General features: G+C 61.8%; 14 protein-coding genes and 1 tRNA gene. 8 read left to right on the top strand and 7 right to left on the bottom strand.

Annotation, left to right across the window (positions count from 1 at the left end; genetic code table 11):
• Positions 1 to 11 precede the first annotated feature (11 nt).
• Entirely contained in the window at positions 12 to 284 is a 273-nt protein-coding gene (gene rpmA, locus FJQ89_RS23285) for a 50S ribosomal protein L27 (RefSeq protein WP_010395157.1), read from the bottom strand.
• Between the two features lie 40 nt (positions 285 to 324).
• Entirely contained in the window at positions 325 to 636 is a 312-nt protein-coding gene (gene rplU / locus FJQ89_RS23280; protein ID WP_038500602.1) for a 50S ribosomal protein L21, read from the bottom strand.
• 364 nt (positions 637 to 1,000) lie between these two features.
• On the opposite strand from rplU, the gene ispB reads away from it, so the two are divergent.
• On the top strand, positions 1,001 to 1,930 hold the full coding sequence (gene ispB, locus FJQ89_RS23275) for an octaprenyl diphosphate synthase (RefSeq protein WP_243136592.1): 930 nt from the start codon (positions 1,001 to 1,003) through the stop codon (positions 1,928 to 1,930).
• 50 nt (positions 1,931 to 1,980) lie between these two features.
• Here the strand turns inward: ispB and arsH are convergent, their stop codons facing one another.
• Genes arsH through FJQ89_RS23260 form a run of 3 tightly spaced genes read right to left on the bottom strand, consistent with a single transcriptional unit; the run spans position 1,981 to position 3,501 of the window.
• Positions 1,981 to 2,718: an arsenical resistance protein ArsH gene (gene arsH / locus FJQ89_RS23270; RefSeq protein WP_141172954.1), complete on the bottom strand. Its 738-nt coding sequence runs from the start codon at positions 2,716 to 2,718 to the stop codon at positions 1,981 to 1,983.
• Between the two features lie 10 nt (positions 2,719 to 2,728).
• Positions 2,729 to 3,151, bottom strand: a complete 423-nt coding sequence (gene arsC, locus FJQ89_RS23265; RefSeq protein WP_141171889.1) for an arsenate reductase (glutaredoxin) — start codon at positions 3,149 to 3,151, stop codon at positions 2,729 to 2,731.
• Complete coding sequence (locus tag FJQ89_RS23260; protein WP_243136217.1) at positions 3,148 to 3,501, bottom strand: ArsR/SmtB family transcription factor; 354 nt, start codon at positions 3,499 to 3,501, stop codon at positions 3,148 to 3,150. The genes arsC and FJQ89_RS23260 overlap by 4 nt, the downstream gene beginning before the upstream one ends.
• Before the next feature lie 140 nt (positions 3,502 to 3,641).
• Between FJQ89_RS23260 and FJQ89_RS23255 the strand changes: the two genes are divergently transcribed.
• From FJQ89_RS23255 to FJQ89_RS23240, 4 genes are all read left to right on the top strand, one after another.
• Positions 3,642 to 5,735, top strand: a complete 2,094-nt coding sequence (locus FJQ89_RS23255; protein WP_141171888.1) for an AsmA family protein — start codon at positions 3,642 to 3,644, stop codon at positions 5,733 to 5,735.
• A 54-nt stretch (positions 5,736 to 5,789) separates the two neighbouring features.
• A tRNA-Pro gene (locus tag FJQ89_RS23250) sits at positions 5,790 to 5,866 on the top strand.
• 95 nt (positions 5,867 to 5,961) lie between these two features.
• Positions 5,962 to 6,342 (top strand): hypothetical protein, encoded by a 381-nt coding sequence (locus FJQ89_RS23245; RefSeq protein WP_141171887.1) that lies wholly within the window; start codon positions 5,962 to 5,964, stop codon positions 6,340 to 6,342.
• A gap of 26 nt (positions 6,343 to 6,368) precedes the next feature.
• Positions 6,369 to 7,277 carry a hypothetical protein gene (locus tag FJQ89_RS23240; RefSeq protein WP_141171886.1) on the top strand — a complete coding sequence of 303 codons (909 nt, stop codon included), beginning with the start codon at positions 6,369 to 6,371 and terminating at the stop codon, positions 7,275 to 7,277.
• 29 nt (positions 7,278 to 7,306) lie between these two features.
• On the opposite strand, the gene FJQ89_RS23235 is transcribed toward FJQ89_RS23240, so the two are convergent.
• Positions 7,307 to 8,704 (bottom strand): GntP family permease, encoded by a 1,398-nt coding sequence (locus tag FJQ89_RS23235; RefSeq protein WP_141171885.1) that lies wholly within the window; start codon positions 8,702 to 8,704, stop codon positions 7,307 to 7,309.
• Between the two features lie 286 nt (positions 8,705 to 8,990).
• Between FJQ89_RS23235 and FJQ89_RS23230 the strand changes: the two genes are divergently transcribed.
• The 3 genes from FJQ89_RS23230 to FJQ89_RS23220 all read left to right on the top strand — a co-directional run bounded on the left by FJQ89_RS23230 (position 8,991) and on the right by FJQ89_RS23220 (position 12,786).
• Positions 8,991 to 10,214 carry a benzoate/H(+) symporter BenE family transporter gene (locus tag FJQ89_RS23230; RefSeq protein ID WP_423245220.1) on the top strand — a complete coding sequence of 408 codons (1,224 nt, stop codon included), beginning with the start codon at positions 8,991 to 8,993 and terminating at the stop codon, positions 10,212 to 10,214.
• Between the two features lie 96 nt (positions 10,215 to 10,310).
• Positions 10,311 to 11,666: an MFS transporter gene (locus FJQ89_RS23225; RefSeq protein ID WP_141171883.1), complete on the top strand. Its 1,356-nt coding sequence runs from the start codon at positions 10,311 to 10,313 to the stop codon at positions 11,664 to 11,666.
• Positions 11,667 to 11,700: 34 nt separating this feature from the next.
• On the top strand, positions 11,701 to 12,786 hold the full coding sequence (locus FJQ89_RS23220; RefSeq protein ID WP_141171882.1) for a porin: 1,086 nt from the start codon (positions 11,701 to 11,703) through the stop codon (positions 12,784 to 12,786).
• A gap of 21 nt (positions 12,787 to 12,807) precedes the next feature.
• On the opposite strand, the gene FJQ89_RS23215 is transcribed toward FJQ89_RS23220, so the two are convergent.
• On the bottom strand, positions 12,808 to 13,722 hold the full coding sequence (locus tag FJQ89_RS23215) for a LysR family transcriptional regulator (RefSeq protein ID WP_141171881.1): 915 nt from the start codon (positions 13,720 to 13,722) through the stop codon (positions 12,808 to 12,810).
• Positions 13,723 to 13,732: the final 10 nt, after the last annotated feature.

The raw sequence follows: 13,732 nt of genomic DNA, 5'->3' as shown, positions 1-13,732 counted from the left end.
CCCGCGATGAATTACGCTGGTACTGCTGCGTTAGGTACAACGGTCACGAATTGCTTCGAGCCAGCACCTTTGACAACGAACTTCACTTTGCCCGCGATCAGCGCGAACAAGGTGTGGTCTTTGCCCATGCCTACGCCTTCGCCGGCGCGCACTGGCGTGCCGCGTTGACGAATGATGATGCCGCCAGCATTGATAGCTTGGCCGCCGTAGACTTTAACGCCCAGACGTTTTGATTCTGAATCACGGCCGTTTCGCGTTGTGCCGCCGCCTTTTTTATGTGCCATTTAAGACTCCTTGATAGCTGATTAATTCAAACAGCGGCGATTAGCCGTTGATCGAAACGATTTGGATTTCGGTAAAATTCTGGCGATGGCCTTGATGCTTTTGGTAATGCTTACGACGACGCATCTTGAAAATTTTGACCTTATCATGGCGACCATGCGCCACAACCGTAACCAGTACCGTTGCACCTTCGACCAATGGCGCACCAAACTTAATGGTGTCGCCCGCGCCTACTGCGAGAACTTGATCGATGGTGATTTCGGAACCAATGTCTGCCGGTATCTGTTCTACTTTAAGTTTTTCGCCAGCGACAACTTTGTATTGTTTGCCACCGGTTTTTATGACCGCGTACATGATTTGAAACCTCATCAAATGTTGAAAGAATTTGTCCCACTGCCACGCAAAGCAAGCCGTACACAACAGGGGGAACCAGCGATTATACACGGACTGAGAAATTGCGTCAAAAACTATTCACAAAGCTTGACGATCGTGGTATGTCGACAACCTGACCATGATGTCAGGCTTGCGCCAGGCGGACAGAAAAGCACGCGCCAGTGCCAACAAGGTCAAACAATTGCTCTACAGTCATAGGCAAACATCACGCTCGCGCAAGCCTTGTCGTATAATCGCCGCACCCACAATCTAATGCAGGTTCGCCTTGTCTGACGCTAACAAACACGTTAACCAAAACACCATCGTGCAAACGATTGCCGCCGATATGGACGCAGTCAATACGGTGATCCGCCAAAAACTGCACTCCGACGTGATTCTGATTAACCAGATCGCTGAATACATCATCAGTGCAGGCGGTAAACGCATCCGTCCCGTGCTGATTTTGCTGGTGGCCAATGCCCACGCCTATCGCGGCACGGCGCACCATGAACTGGCTGCCGTGGTCGAATTCATCCATACCGCCACCCTGCTGCACGACGATGTCGTCGATGAATCGTCGATGCGCCGCGGACGCCAGACGGCCAACGCCCTGTTCGGCAATGCGGCCTCGGTACTGGTGGGTGACTTCCTGCACTCGCGCTCGTTCCAGCTGATGGTATCGCTGAACAATATGCGCGTCATGCAAATCCTCTCCGACGCCACCAACGTGATCGCCGAAGGCGAAGTGCTGCAGTTGCTGAACATGCACGATCCGGATGTGACGCAAGAGAGCTACCTGAACGTCATCCGCTCGAAGACAGCCAAGCTGTTCGAAGCGTCGGCGCAACTGGGCGCCCTGATCGCCGGCGCCAGCGAAGACGATATCGAAGCGGCTGCCGAATACGGCCGCTCGCTGGGCACGGCATTCCAGCTGATCGACGACGTACTCGACTATGCAGGCGACGCCACCGAAATCGGCAAGAACGTGGGAGACGACTTGCGCGAAGGCAAACCGACCATGCCGCTGATCTGGCTGATGGAAAACGGCACGCCAGAGCAACGCGAACTGGTGCGCAGCTGCATCGAGCAAGGCGACGAACAGCATTTCGACGCCATCCTGGCCGCCATCACCAGCAGCGGCGCCCTCGACTACACGCGCAAGCAGGCGGAAATCGCCGGCAAGCGCGCCGCCGATGCCATCGCCGGCTGGCCGGACAGCGTCTACAAGCAATCCATGCTGCAACTGTGCTCGTTTGCCGTGGACCGCAATCACTGATCGCGTTTCATTATCAGCAATAAAAAACGGCGCCACTGGCGCCGTTTTCTTTATGTGCCGCTGCTGCGTTCGTGCTCCATCGCCGCGCCCGCCAATGCCTGCACGATGGCCGGCTCCGCCTCCAGCCGTTCGCTGTAGCGGCTGCCCAGGTAATCACGGCGGTCGCGCACCAACAGGGTAAATTTATACAGCTCTTCCATCACATCGACCAGACGCTCGTAATACGGCGACGGTTTCATGCGGCCCGCCTCGTCGAATTCCTGATACGCCTTGGCGACCGAAGACTGGTTCGGGATAGTCACCATGCGCATCCAGCGTCCCAGCACGCGCAAGCCGTTGACGGCGTTGAACGATTGCGAACCGCCCGACACTTGCATCACTGCAAGGGTGCGTCCCTGCGTGGGCCGCACGCTGCCCGTTTCCAGCGGCAGCCAGTCGATCTGCGATTTGAACACGCCCGTGACGGCGCCATGCCGCTCGGGGCTACACCACACTTGCCCTTCGGACCACAGCGACAGCGCGCGCAGCTCCTGCACTTTCGGATGCTCGGGCGAGACGCTGTCGACCATGGGCAAGCCGTGCGGATCGAACACGCGCGTCTCGGCGCCAAAGTGGCGCAGGATGCGTTCCGCTTCCAGTGTCAGCAGCTTGCTGTACGAGCGTTCGCGCAAGGAGCCATACAGCAGCAGGATGCGCGGCGCATGCGTGGAAGCGTTGACCGGCGCCAATTTATCCAGGCTGGGCAGATCCAGGTGCGCAGCGCTGATATTCGGTAACTCATTGGCCAGCTCGTCCATCTCAGACCACCGGCTTGCCGTCGGCGCCCACCACGGCCTGGCCGTCTTCCTTGACGAATGCCCCTTGCTGCGGCAGCGGCAGGATCTCCAGCACTTTTTCCGACGGCCGGCACAGGCGCACGCCGAGTTCCGTGACGACGATGGGGCGGTTGATCAAGATAGGATGGGCTTGCATGGCATCGAGCAGGGCCGCATCGCTCAGCTCGGGATTCGCGAGGCCCAGCTCATCGTACAGGGTGCCCTTGTCGCGCATCACGGCGCGCACGGACAGGCCAGCACGCTTGACCAGGTCGACCAGTTCCTCGTGCGATGGTGGGTGCTTGACGTAATCGATGATGACGGGCTCGACGCCCGTGTTGCGGATCAGGGCCAGGGTGTTGCGCGAGGTGCCGCACGCCGTGTTGTGATAAATGGTGATCGTCATGTCGTGGTTTCCTTCAGTAAATGTGGTTCGCTGACGCAGCAAGGCGCGCCAGCGCAGCAGTTCTCGCTCAAAAAGGCCAGCAAGCCGTTCATGCCCGCATAGTTGGCGGCATAAATGATGGAGCGGCCCGCCTTGCTCGCCGTCACCAGATCGGCGTGCGCCAGTTCCTTCAGGTGAAACGACAGCGACGATGGCGCAATGGCCAGCGCCTCGGCGATTTTCGTCGCGGCCATGCCCTCCGGCCCCGTCTGCACCAGCAGGCGGAACACAGCCAGCCGCGATTCCTGCGCCAGCGCCGCCAGCGCCGCGATGGCAGCCGTGCTCGTCAGCGGCCCGGCTTGCAGCGTCATTGCGTTTTCATTTTCCATACTTCAATAATAATCGAATTATGGAATCAATGCCAGCAATCGCGATGCGTACGTAACCCAGCGCACCGACCGATAGGGCCTATCGGTCTACCTTGATGACAAATCACTGCGATTGGTATCCCATGACACGCTCGACACCCCTGAAAATCCTCGGCTGGAGCCTGGCCGCCCTGCTGGCCCTGATCGCCCTCCTCGTCATCTTCGTGCTGACCTTCGACTGGAACCGCGCCCGCCCCTACATCAACGAGAAAGTGTCGGAAAGCACGGGCCGCAGCTTCGTCATCGCAGGTGACCTGCAAGTCAAATGGAAGCGAGGATTGAAGACGGAGCCGGGCTGGCGTCGCTATGTGCCGCGCCCTGTCATCAGCGCGCAGGACGTGCGCATGAGCAACCCGGACTGGGCCACGGCAGGCCCGCAACTGGCCAGCGCGAAACGCATCGACGTGGCCCTCCATCCACTGCCCCTGTTGCAGCATCGCGTGGTGCTGACGGACCTGGCGCTCGAGGCGCCAAACATTGCCCTGCAGCGGCGCGCCGACGGCAGCAATAGCTGGACCTTGAAGGATAACGGCCCTTCGCCATGGGAGGTGGAAATCCAGCGCATGGCCTTTGGCGACGGCGCCATCCGTTACCTCGACGAGGGCATCGCGCTGGACTTGCGCGCCAAGGTCAGCTCGACGGCGCCCGACGCCACGCCGGGCGACGCGCCGGGCAGCGCCCCCGTGGAAAAATACGGCATTGAATTTACCCTGGGCGGCAGCTACCGCAAGACGCCCGTGACGGGCGGCGGCAAGGCCGGCGCCGTGCTGTCCCTGACCGACAACAACACCGTCTATCCCGTGCAGGCGCACGCCGTGCTGGGCAAGAACAAGGCCAGCATCGCCGGCACCCTGACGGATCCGCGCTCATTGTCGGGCATCGATTTGCAGCTGAGCCTGGCCGGCGCCAGCATGGCCGACCTGTACCCGCTGACGGGCGTGCTGCTGCCGGAAACGCCGGACTACGCCACCAGGGGTCGATTGCTGGGCAAGAAGGATGGCGCCAGCTGGAGCTGGACGTACCAGAACTTCAAGGGCACGGTGGGCCAGAGCGACCTGGCCGGCACCCTGCAATACCTGCCGCGCCAGCCGCGTCCCTTGCTGCGCGGCGAAGTGACGTCGCAGCAACTGCGCCTGGAAGACCTGGGCCCCACCATCGGCGCGGACAGCAATGCGCAGAAACAGGCGCGCGGCAAGGCCGCCGTGCAGCCCGACAACAAAGCCTTGCCCGTGGAACAGTTCAACACGGCCAAATGGAATGCGCTCGACGCCGACGTGAAGTTTACCGGCAAGAAATTGGTGCGCACGCACGATATCCCGCTCAACGACGTCGTCGCCAACATCCACATGAAAGACAAGGTACTGAGCCTGACGCCGCTCAACTTCGGCATGGCCGGTGGCGACATCACTTCGAATATCACGCTCGATGGCCGTCAAAAGACCATCGCCGCGCAAGCCAAGGTGACGGCACGCCACCTCAAGATTCGCGAACTGTTTCCCAAGCTGCAATCGATGCAAGCGAGTTTCGGCGAGGTGTATGGCGACGCGGCCCTCACGGGCCACGGCAATTCCGTCTCGGCCATGCTGGCCAGCACCAATGGCGAGCTGGCGGCCACTGTCAGCGAAGGCTCCGTCAGCCAGTTCATGCTGGAACTGGCCGGCCTGAACCTGGCCAATGCCGTCTTCGTGAAAATCTTCGGCGACAAGCAAGTCCACCTGAACTGTCTGGCCAGCGATTTCGCCGTCACGAATGGCCAGGCCGACGTGCGCCGCTTCGTGCTCGACACGGACACGGCCGTCGTGAATGTCACGGGCAACGTCAACCTGGCAAGCGAAACCCTGGACCTCGACGTGCGCCCGCGTACCAAGGGTGCCCGCATCATCACCCTGCGCACGCCGCTGTACGCGAAAGGCACGTTCAAGAATCCGGACGTGGGCCCGCAAAAAGGTCCGTTGGCATTAAAAGCCGGCGCCGCCGTGGCGCTGGCCACCATCGTCACGCCGCTGGCCGCCCTGCTGCCGCTGGTCAACGTCGACAAAGCCCCCGACACGGACTGCGCCGCTGTCATGGCGCAAGCGAACGCCACGCGCAAGGCGCCCACTTCACCGGCGACAAAGGCACCGGCGAAAAAAGTCAGCGAAGCGGACATCAAAAAGGCCCAGCAGGAAAAGAAATAGACCTTGACGCAGCCGCTTGAAAGCCGCCCCGCCATCTGCTGTAATGAAGGAAAGCGGGGTGTGGCTCAGCCTGGTAGAGCGCTGCGTTCGGGACGCAGAGGCCGGAGGTTCGAATCCTCTCACCCCGACCAGCATCGTCCAATGCCGTCAGCACCTCGCCTTGCCGGACTTCGCGTCACAAATCAGCTCGTTGGGCGATACAACTTTCTGAGAAGGCGTCTATGCCATGATGAATCATTTGCCAGAGCAAGCAGCAAATAAGAAGAAAGCCTATCTGCTTGGGCTGCTCATCGGATTTCTCCCGATCCTCGCCTTTTTCCTGCTCCTGATCGATCACCCGACTGAATTGCTTGGGATATTCACAGGTATCAGCGTGCCTGTTTCTTTGGGCATCGTTCAAGCTGCAAAAATCAGGCCAAATCACAATGGGAGAACAGTATGGATTGGTTTTTATTGCAACACTCATTGTCGTGGTGCTGTTCCTGATTTTCCTGCAGCAATGGGGACGAGCCTTGAGAGGCATGCCATGGTAATCGCCACCAAAGCAGCCGGAGCAGTCAACGCCGGCGTCAGGAAACAGACGCCGCTCCACAAGCAAGCGCCCTAACAAGGAACATGGTAATGCGCCCAAGCATGACACGAACACCTCAGGTGAATCAAGGCAAGCGTACGGCATCTGGCGCCATGCACACCAGGCTGTCACGTGACAACAGCAACGCTGTTGAAAAGGCCAGCAACAGCATTACATGGGGTATCACGATCATTTCGGCCATCAGCCTGACCCTTACATTGCTTGGTTATGGCGTCGCAATGGCGGTTGAAACGACATTTGGCATACCACACCAGACAGTCTATACATCCGTATTGGACCTCCTCGGATTATCGGTATATGCCATGATTTCCGCAGTTCTGGAAATCGATGAAATCAAATGGCAGCCGATGCTTGAACAGACTTGGCCACTCGGCCTTGTGGCGACAACGGGCATGTTCATTTTTATATGCGTCCTGCTTTACTCAGGAACCCGCCAAGCCAAAACACTCATTGGACCGAATAGTTTCTGGCGCTATTTTTGGCGCCCGACAAAACATGACTCAAGCGGCCGCTTGCTGGCCAAGGGGATGATCGAATCAAGCTTATTCGGCGGATTCATATTCATTAGTCCATTCTGGCTTGCTGGTGTTCTCATATTCACCGTGATCCTGATTTCCAGCGTCCCCATGCTTGGCATGCAACTGGGAACCCTCTACTTCAGGAAGTTTGTAATTAGCCCCGCCACTTGCGAGCCCGTCAGAGCGCATGCAGCGCTGCTGCAGATGTTGTCTGCCCCGCGAAAAAAGACTGTGCCTGTCATCTCGACAGCCAACTGCGTTGCGCTTTTCAAGGATGAAACCCGGGTGGCAATTGGTCGGGTGGTCGTCTCGACACCTGCTGCTATCGTGCTGTTCGAGCCGGTCAGCGGTTCTGCGCGGCGAGTGCCGATAGGCGAATTAACCGTACAAGTTGTCGATCATGTTCCAGCAATCGATCGCCCTCAACCCTAGCGCAATCCTGAAGCACTCAAACCGATGACTCACACCAGTCCGGTCAGATAGTAAGTAGCAATCACCAAAAACACGACACCCGTCTTGATCACGGTGATGCCGAAAATATCGCGGTAGGACTGCCGGTGCGTCAGTCCCGTCACGGCCAGCAGGGTGATGACGGCGCCGTTGTGCGGCAGGGTGTCCATGCCGCCGCTGGCCATGGCCACCACGCGGTGCATCACTTCCAGCGGAATGTGCGCCTGGTGCGCGGCGGCGATGAAGCTGTCGGACATGGCGGCCAGCGCGATGCTCATGCCACCCGAGGCCGACCCCGTGATGCCGGCCAGGGCCGTCACCGAGACGGCCGCATTGACCAGCGGGTCGGGCACGCTGCGCAGCGTATTGCTGACGGCGATAAAACCGGGCAGCGCGGCAATGACGCCGCCGAAGCCATATTCAGAGGCCGTATTCATGGCTGCCAGCAAGGCGCCGCCGACGGCGGTTTTCGTGCCTTCGGCAAAGGAATCCTTGATGCGCCGGAAGGCGGTGGCGCATACCAGCAAAATGCCCAGCAACAAGGCCCCTTCGACGGCCCAGATGCCGACCACGGCGCTGATCGAGGTGGTCACGGGCGCATGCAGGCCCGGCAGCTCATCACTGGTGATGACGTGGCTGGCGCCATACCAGCGAGGTATCGCATGCGTCAGCAGGAAATTGGCCACCCCCACCAGCAACAGCGGCGCAACGGACAGCAGCGGCGACGGCAGATTCGCCGGGTCGGCCGGCGCGACCGGCTCGCTATCGCCGCCATAGCCTTCGCCGCTGGCCATCACCGAACGCCGCCGCCATTCCAGGTAGGCCAGGCCCGTTGCCACCGTCAGCACGGCGCCGATGGTGCCCAGCCAGGGCGCGGCCCAGCCCGTAGTCTGGAAAAAAGTGGTGGGAATGATGTTCTGGATCTGCGGCGTGCCGGGCAAGGTGTCCATGGTGAAGGAGAAGGCACCGAGGGCGATGGCGCCCGGCATCAGGCGCTTGGGGATGTTGCTTTGGCGGTAAAGCTCGGCCGCAAACGGATACACGGCAAACACCACCACGAACAGCGACACGCCGCCATACGTCAGGGCCCCGCACACGGCGACGATCACGGCATTGGCGCGCGAGCGGCCGATGTAGCGGATGGCGGCCACCACGATGGACTGGGAAAAGCCGGACAGTTCAATCAGCTTGCCGAACACGGCACCCAGCAAAAATACAGGAAAGTAGAGCTTGATGAAGCCCACCATCTTTTCCATGAAGATGCCGCTGAAGACGGGCGCCACTGCCGACGCGTCGGTCAGCAGCACGGCGCCCAGCGCGGCCACGGGAGCAAACAGGATCACGCTGTAGCCACGGTAGGCGGCCAGCATGAGGAAGGCCAGGGCGGCCAGCACTATCAAAAAAGACATGTCGTTCGGACCTCTGCGCAAGAATTTATCGACTAGCAACCATGCAAAAAGTACCACGATTTATGGCGTTTTCCTATTGGCCATGTCAATTTCTGCGCAGGTGCAAACACGGCGGGCGCTTCCCGGCGCAGTAGATCGCTGCCCGCACGCATACCTTTTGAGTATCGAATGGATACCCAATCGGTGTTGGACGCCACCGCACCAGTTATCTATTCTCCATATATCAGATAACAATCAAGGTGATATCTTGCCGCAAAGCATAAAACCACAGCAGCACGCGGCCAGCCTGCCGCCGGAACCGCGCGATGGCGGCCAGGCCGCCGGCGGGCTGCGTCTGGCCGACTGGTCAGTATCAGCCGTGGCCGCCGGATTCATGGCCGTGCTGGTGTCGTATGCGGGTCCGCTGGCGATTTTTTACCAGGCGGCCCAGGCGGCGCACATGAGCAATGCCATGTTTGCCTCCTGGGTCTGGGGCATTTCCATCGGCGCGGGACTGGCGGGCATTTTCCTCAGCTGGAAGCTGCGCCTCCCCGTCATCACAGCCTGGTCGGCACCCGGCACGGCACTCCTGATCACCCTGTTTCCCGCCATGCCGGTCAGCGAAGCGGTGGGCGCGTACTTGACGGCCGCGCTGATCCTGCTGGCCATCGGCGTGACGGGCCAGTTCGACCGTCTGATGGCGCTCATCCCCAAAGGCATTGCCAGCGGCATGATGGCCGGTATCTTGCTGCCATTTGGCCTGAATGCCTTCAAATCCATCGGCTCGCTGCCACTCCTCAGTTGCGGCATGATCGCCGCCTACCTGGTGTTCAAGCGCCTGCTGCCGCGCTACTGCATCGTGCTGTTGCTGCTCAGCGGCGCGCTGCTGGCCTGGGCCGGCGGCCACACGCACTTTGACGGCATCACGCTGGAGCTGGCCACGCCGCGTTTCATCGCGCCCACCTGGTCGTGGGCCGGCACCTTCAGCCTGGCGCTGCCGCTGGTGCTGACCACCCTGACCGGCCAGTACCTGCCCGGCATGGCCGTGCTGCGCGGGGCCGGCTATGACAGCCCGGTGCGCCCCATCCTCACGGCCAGCAGCCTGGCTTCGCTGGCCGTGGCCTGCGCGGGCGGCATCACGATCGCCATCGCCGCCATCACCGCAGCCATGTGCACGGGGCGCGATGCGCACGACGATCCCGCGCGGCGCTACATCGCAGGCGTGGCCAACGGCCTGTTCTACCTGCTCGCCGGCCTGTGCGGCGGCTCGCTGGTGATGCTGTTCGCCGCCCTGCCGCGCGAACTGGTGGCCACCCTGGCCGGCCTGGCACTGCTGGGCGCCATCACCGTCAACCTCGCCGGCATAGCGGCGGCCGAACACCACCGCGAAGCGTCCGTCATCACCTTCCTTGCCACCGCCTCGGGCATGAGTTTCCTGGGCCTGGGCTCGGCCTTCTGGGGCATTTTGATCGGCATGCTGGCCTGCTGGCTCCTGCATGCCAGGCGGCGGCAGGCCGTGCGCCCATCCTGACGCCCATCCCGCACTTCCCTTCACCACACCCGCGCGCCCATCCGGCCGCGCGGCTGGCCCTCCACAACCCACAACAACACCCAGGAGACTTGCATCATGCGACATATCGACGTACACGAATTATCCGACAAGGCCCGTTTCAACCGCTTCCACGCCGGGATGCTACTGTGGTGCGCCGTCATCATCATCTGCGACGGCTATGACCTGGCCGTCGCCGGCATCGCCCTGCCCTCGATCATGAAGGACATGGGCGTGACGGCGCAAAACGCGGGCTTCATGGTCAGTTCCGCGCTGTTCGGCATGATGTTTGGCGCCATCTTCCTCGGCACCATCGCCGACCGTATCGGACGGCGCAAGGCAATCGCCATCTGCATCGCGCTGTTCAGCGTCTTCACGGCGGCGGCGGGCTTCACGCACGATCCGTACACCTTCAGCGCCATGCGCTTCCTGGCAGGACTGGGCATCGGCGGGGTGATGCCCAATGTGGTGGCGCAGATGACGGAATACTCTCCAAAGAAAATCCGCGCCACCATGGTCACCCTGATGTTCAGCGGCTATGCCGTGGGCGGCATGCTGGCGGCGTTGCTGGGCAAGGGACTGCTGGAAACCTATGGCTGGTCGTCCGTATTCATGGCCGCCGGCCTGCCCGTGCTGCTGATACCCGTGATCCTGAAAACGCTGCCCGAATCGATGCCCTTCCTGATCCGCGAAAACCGCCTCGATGAACTCAAGCAGATCGTCACGCGCATGGAGCCGTCGTATCGTCCCGATGCCGGCGACCGCTTCGCCCTGCCCGCGCAGGACCGCGCCGAGGGCGCGCCCATCGGCAAACTGTTCCAGGATGGGCGCGGCTTCAGCACCGCGATGTTCTGGATCGCCTTTTTCATGTGCCTGTTCATGGTCTATGCGCTCAGCTCCTGGCTCACCAAGCTGATGGCCAGCGCCGGCTACAGCCTCGGTTCGGCCCTGACCTTCGTGCTGGTGCTGAATTTCGGCGCCGTCATCGGCGCCGTCGGTGGCGGCTGGCTGGCGGACCGTTTCAACATCAAGTATGTGCTGATGGGCATGTACGCGCTGGCGGCCATGTCGATTACCCTGCTTGGCTTCAAGGTGCCGACCGAACTGCTGTTCCTGCTGGTGGGCCTGGCCGGCGCCTCGACCATCGGCACGCAGATCGTCACCTATGCCTATGCGGGCCAGTTCTATCCGATGGCGATCCGTTCGACCGGCATCGGCTGGGCTTCGGGCGTGGGCCGCAGCGGCGCCATCCTGGCGCCCATCGCCATCGGCACGCTGGTCGGCATGGCGCTGCCACTGGAACAGAATTTCATGGCCATCGCCATCCCCGCGGCCATCGCCGTCATCGCCGTATCGCTGATACGCCACGGCCGTTCGGCCTCGGTGCAAGCGGCACCGGCGATGCCGCCACGCGCGCGCGCCGTTCAATCATAAGCACCACGACATCATGACAACAACGGAGACCAGCATGAACAACACTATCGCCTGCACGGCACTGATCGCGGCAGGATGCCTGAGCACGGGTGCACACGCCCAGCAAGTAACCATGTACGGTCTGCTTGACCTGGGCATGGCCTACACCACCAATGCCAACGCCGCCGGCGACAGCATCGTCAAGATGCCGTCGCTGACGGCCTCGCTGCCCTCGCGCATCGGCTTTCGCGGCAGCGAAGACCTGGGGGGCGGCGCGCAAGCCATCTTCGCCCTGGAAACGGGCATCGGCGCCGACATGGGCACCATGGGCCAGGGCAACCGCCTGTTCGGCCGCGCCGCTTATGTCGGCCTGAAAAATGCCTACGGCCAGCTGATGCTGGGCCGGCAGGTGAACATGACTTTCCTCGCCACAGCCAGGTCGGACATCATCGGGCCAAACATCTTCAGCATCAGCAGTCTCGATCTGTACCTGCCCAATGCGCGCAGTGACAATGCCATCGGCTACCTGGGCGTGTTCAAGGAATTGACGGTGGGCGCCACTTACAGTTTCGGGCGCGATGCGTCTTCGGCGGGCGGGCCCGCCGCCACCGGCTGCGCGGGGGAAGTGCCCGGCAATGCGCGCGCCTGCCGCCAGGTGACGGGCATGCTGGCCTGGGATACCAGGACATGGGGCGCCTCGGCCTCGTACGACCAGCTGCGCGGCGGCCCCGGCGCGGCCAACGGCCTGGTGCGCGCAGCCGATACCGACCGGCGCATTTCGCTCAATGGCTACGCGGTGCTGGGACAAACCAAGATCGGCGGCGGCGCCATCGAGCGCCGCATCGATGCGGCCAGCGACAGCCGCCTGGGCCTGTATTACCTGGGCGCGTCCTACACCTTCGACGGCCCGTGGCAGCTCGATGGTCAGCTGTCGCGCCTGGACGTCAAGGACAGCCCGAAGGCATCCAATCTGGCGGTGCTGCGCGCCACCTATTACCTGTCCAAGCGCACGGCCGTCCACGCCTCCCTGGGCCGCATGCAGAACAAGGGCGGCGCCGCCATCGCCCTCGATGCCGGCGGTACCGTGGGCGCGGGGCTGAATCAGTCCGGCGTGCTGATGGGCGTGCGCCACGCGTTCTAAACGGTGCCTCCCCACGTCGGGCTACAGTTCTTCCTTGACGTGGGGCAGCTTGCAGGCGTCGTAGATCTCATAAATTACGCTGAGCATGTTGGACAGTTCTTCCGAGCGGTCCATCAGCCGCACGCTGAAGATGATGGGCGATACGGCGCGCCGGTCGTCGATGGCGCGGTACACCACGTCGTTGCGCTTCATGCCCTGCAGGCTGTCGGGCACGATGGCAATGCCCTGGCCGGCGCCCACCAGGCCGATGGCGATCTGCAGCTCGCGCACCTCGATCACCTGTTCCGGCACGATCATGCGGTCGCTGAAGGTGGCCAGCACCTGGTCGGCAAAACTGGGCCGGGGTGACTTCGGATAGACGATGAGCGGGTCGTGCAGCAGGTCGTTCATCTTCAGCGGCCCTGCTTGCGCGGCGAGCCGGTGCCCCATGGGCAGCGCCACGATCAGCGGCTCCTCGCGCAGCACGATGCGGCGTATCGCGGCATCCTCGCGCTTGAGGCGGCCGAAGCCGACATCGATACGGCCTTCCTTCAATGCCTGCAGTTGCTCCATCGTGGTCATTTCGTGAAAACTGATCTCCACCGCCTGATAGCGTTCGCGAAAGCGCCGCACGATCTCCGGCAGCAGGCCATACAGGGTAGAGGCGACAAAGCCGATCGACAAGGTGCGCTCGATCTTGCCCACGCGCTGGGTCATGGTCTTCAGGTCGGCAGCCTTGGCCAGCAGCTCCTGCGCATGCGCATGAAAGAAGCGTCCCGCCTCGGTCAGGCGCAAGGGACGCGATCCCTTTTCGATCAGCTGCACTCCCAGCTCTTCTTCCAGCTGCTGGATCTGGCGGCTTAACGGCGGCTGGGCGATGTGCAGGCGCTCGGCGGCCCGCGTGAAATTCTTCTCTTCCGCGACGGCGACGAAATAGCGCAGGTGACGCAGCTCCATATATACCTTT

Source organism: Janthinobacterium tructae (genome assembly GCF_006517255.1).
Taxonomy (GTDB): Bacteria; Pseudomonadota; Gammaproteobacteria; order Burkholderiales; family Burkholderiaceae_D; genus Janthinobacterium; species Janthinobacterium tructae.
The sequence above is the reverse complement of the archived record's forward strand: the minus strand, read 5'-3'. Positions and strand labels throughout refer to the sequence as shown.

Excerpts from the sequence above, each read along its gene's own strand:
- rpmA (WP_010395157.1), bottom strand. The coding sequence starts at position 284 with ATGGCACATAAAAAAGGCGGCGGCACAACGCGAAACGGCCGTGATTCA.
- rplU (WP_038500602.1), bottom strand. The coding sequence starts at position 636 with ATGTACGCGGTCATAAAAACCGGTGGCAAACAATACAAAGTTGTCGCT.
- ispB (WP_243136592.1), top strand. The coding sequence starts at position 1,001 with ATGGACGCAGTCAATACGGTGATCCGCCAAAAACTGCACTCCGACGTG.
- arsC (WP_141171889.1), bottom strand. The coding sequence starts at position 3,151 with ATGACGATCACCATTTATCACAACACGGCGTGCGGCACCTCGCGCAAC.
- FJQ89_RS23260 (WP_243136217.1), bottom strand. The coding sequence starts at position 3,501 with ATGACGCTGCAAGCCGGGCCGCTGACGAGCACGGCTGCCATCGCGGCG.
- FJQ89_RS23255 (WP_141171888.1), top strand. The coding sequence starts at position 3,642 with ATGACACGCTCGACACCCCTGAAAATCCTCGGCTGGAGCCTGGCCGCC.
- FJQ89_RS23245 (WP_141171887.1), top strand. The coding sequence starts at position 5,962 with ATGATGAATCATTTGCCAGAGCAAGCAGCAAATAAGAAGAAAGCCTAT.
- FJQ89_RS23240 (WP_141171886.1), top strand. The coding sequence starts at position 6,369 with ATGACACGAACACCTCAGGTGAATCAAGGCAAGCGTACGGCATCTGGC.
- FJQ89_RS23235 (WP_141171885.1), bottom strand. The coding sequence starts at position 8,704 with ATGTCTTTTTTGATAGTGCTGGCCGCCCTGGCCTTCCTCATGCTGGCC.
- FJQ89_RS23225 (WP_141171883.1), top strand. The coding sequence starts at position 10,311 with ATGCGACATATCGACGTACACGAATTATCCGACAAGGCCCGTTTCAAC.
- FJQ89_RS23220 (WP_141171882.1), top strand. The coding sequence starts at position 11,701 with ATGAACAACACTATCGCCTGCACGGCACTGATCGCGGCAGGATGCCTG.
- FJQ89_RS23215 (WP_141171881.1), bottom strand. The coding sequence starts at position 13,722 with ATGGAGCTGCGTCACCTGCGCTATTTCGTCGCCGTCGCGGAAGAGAAG.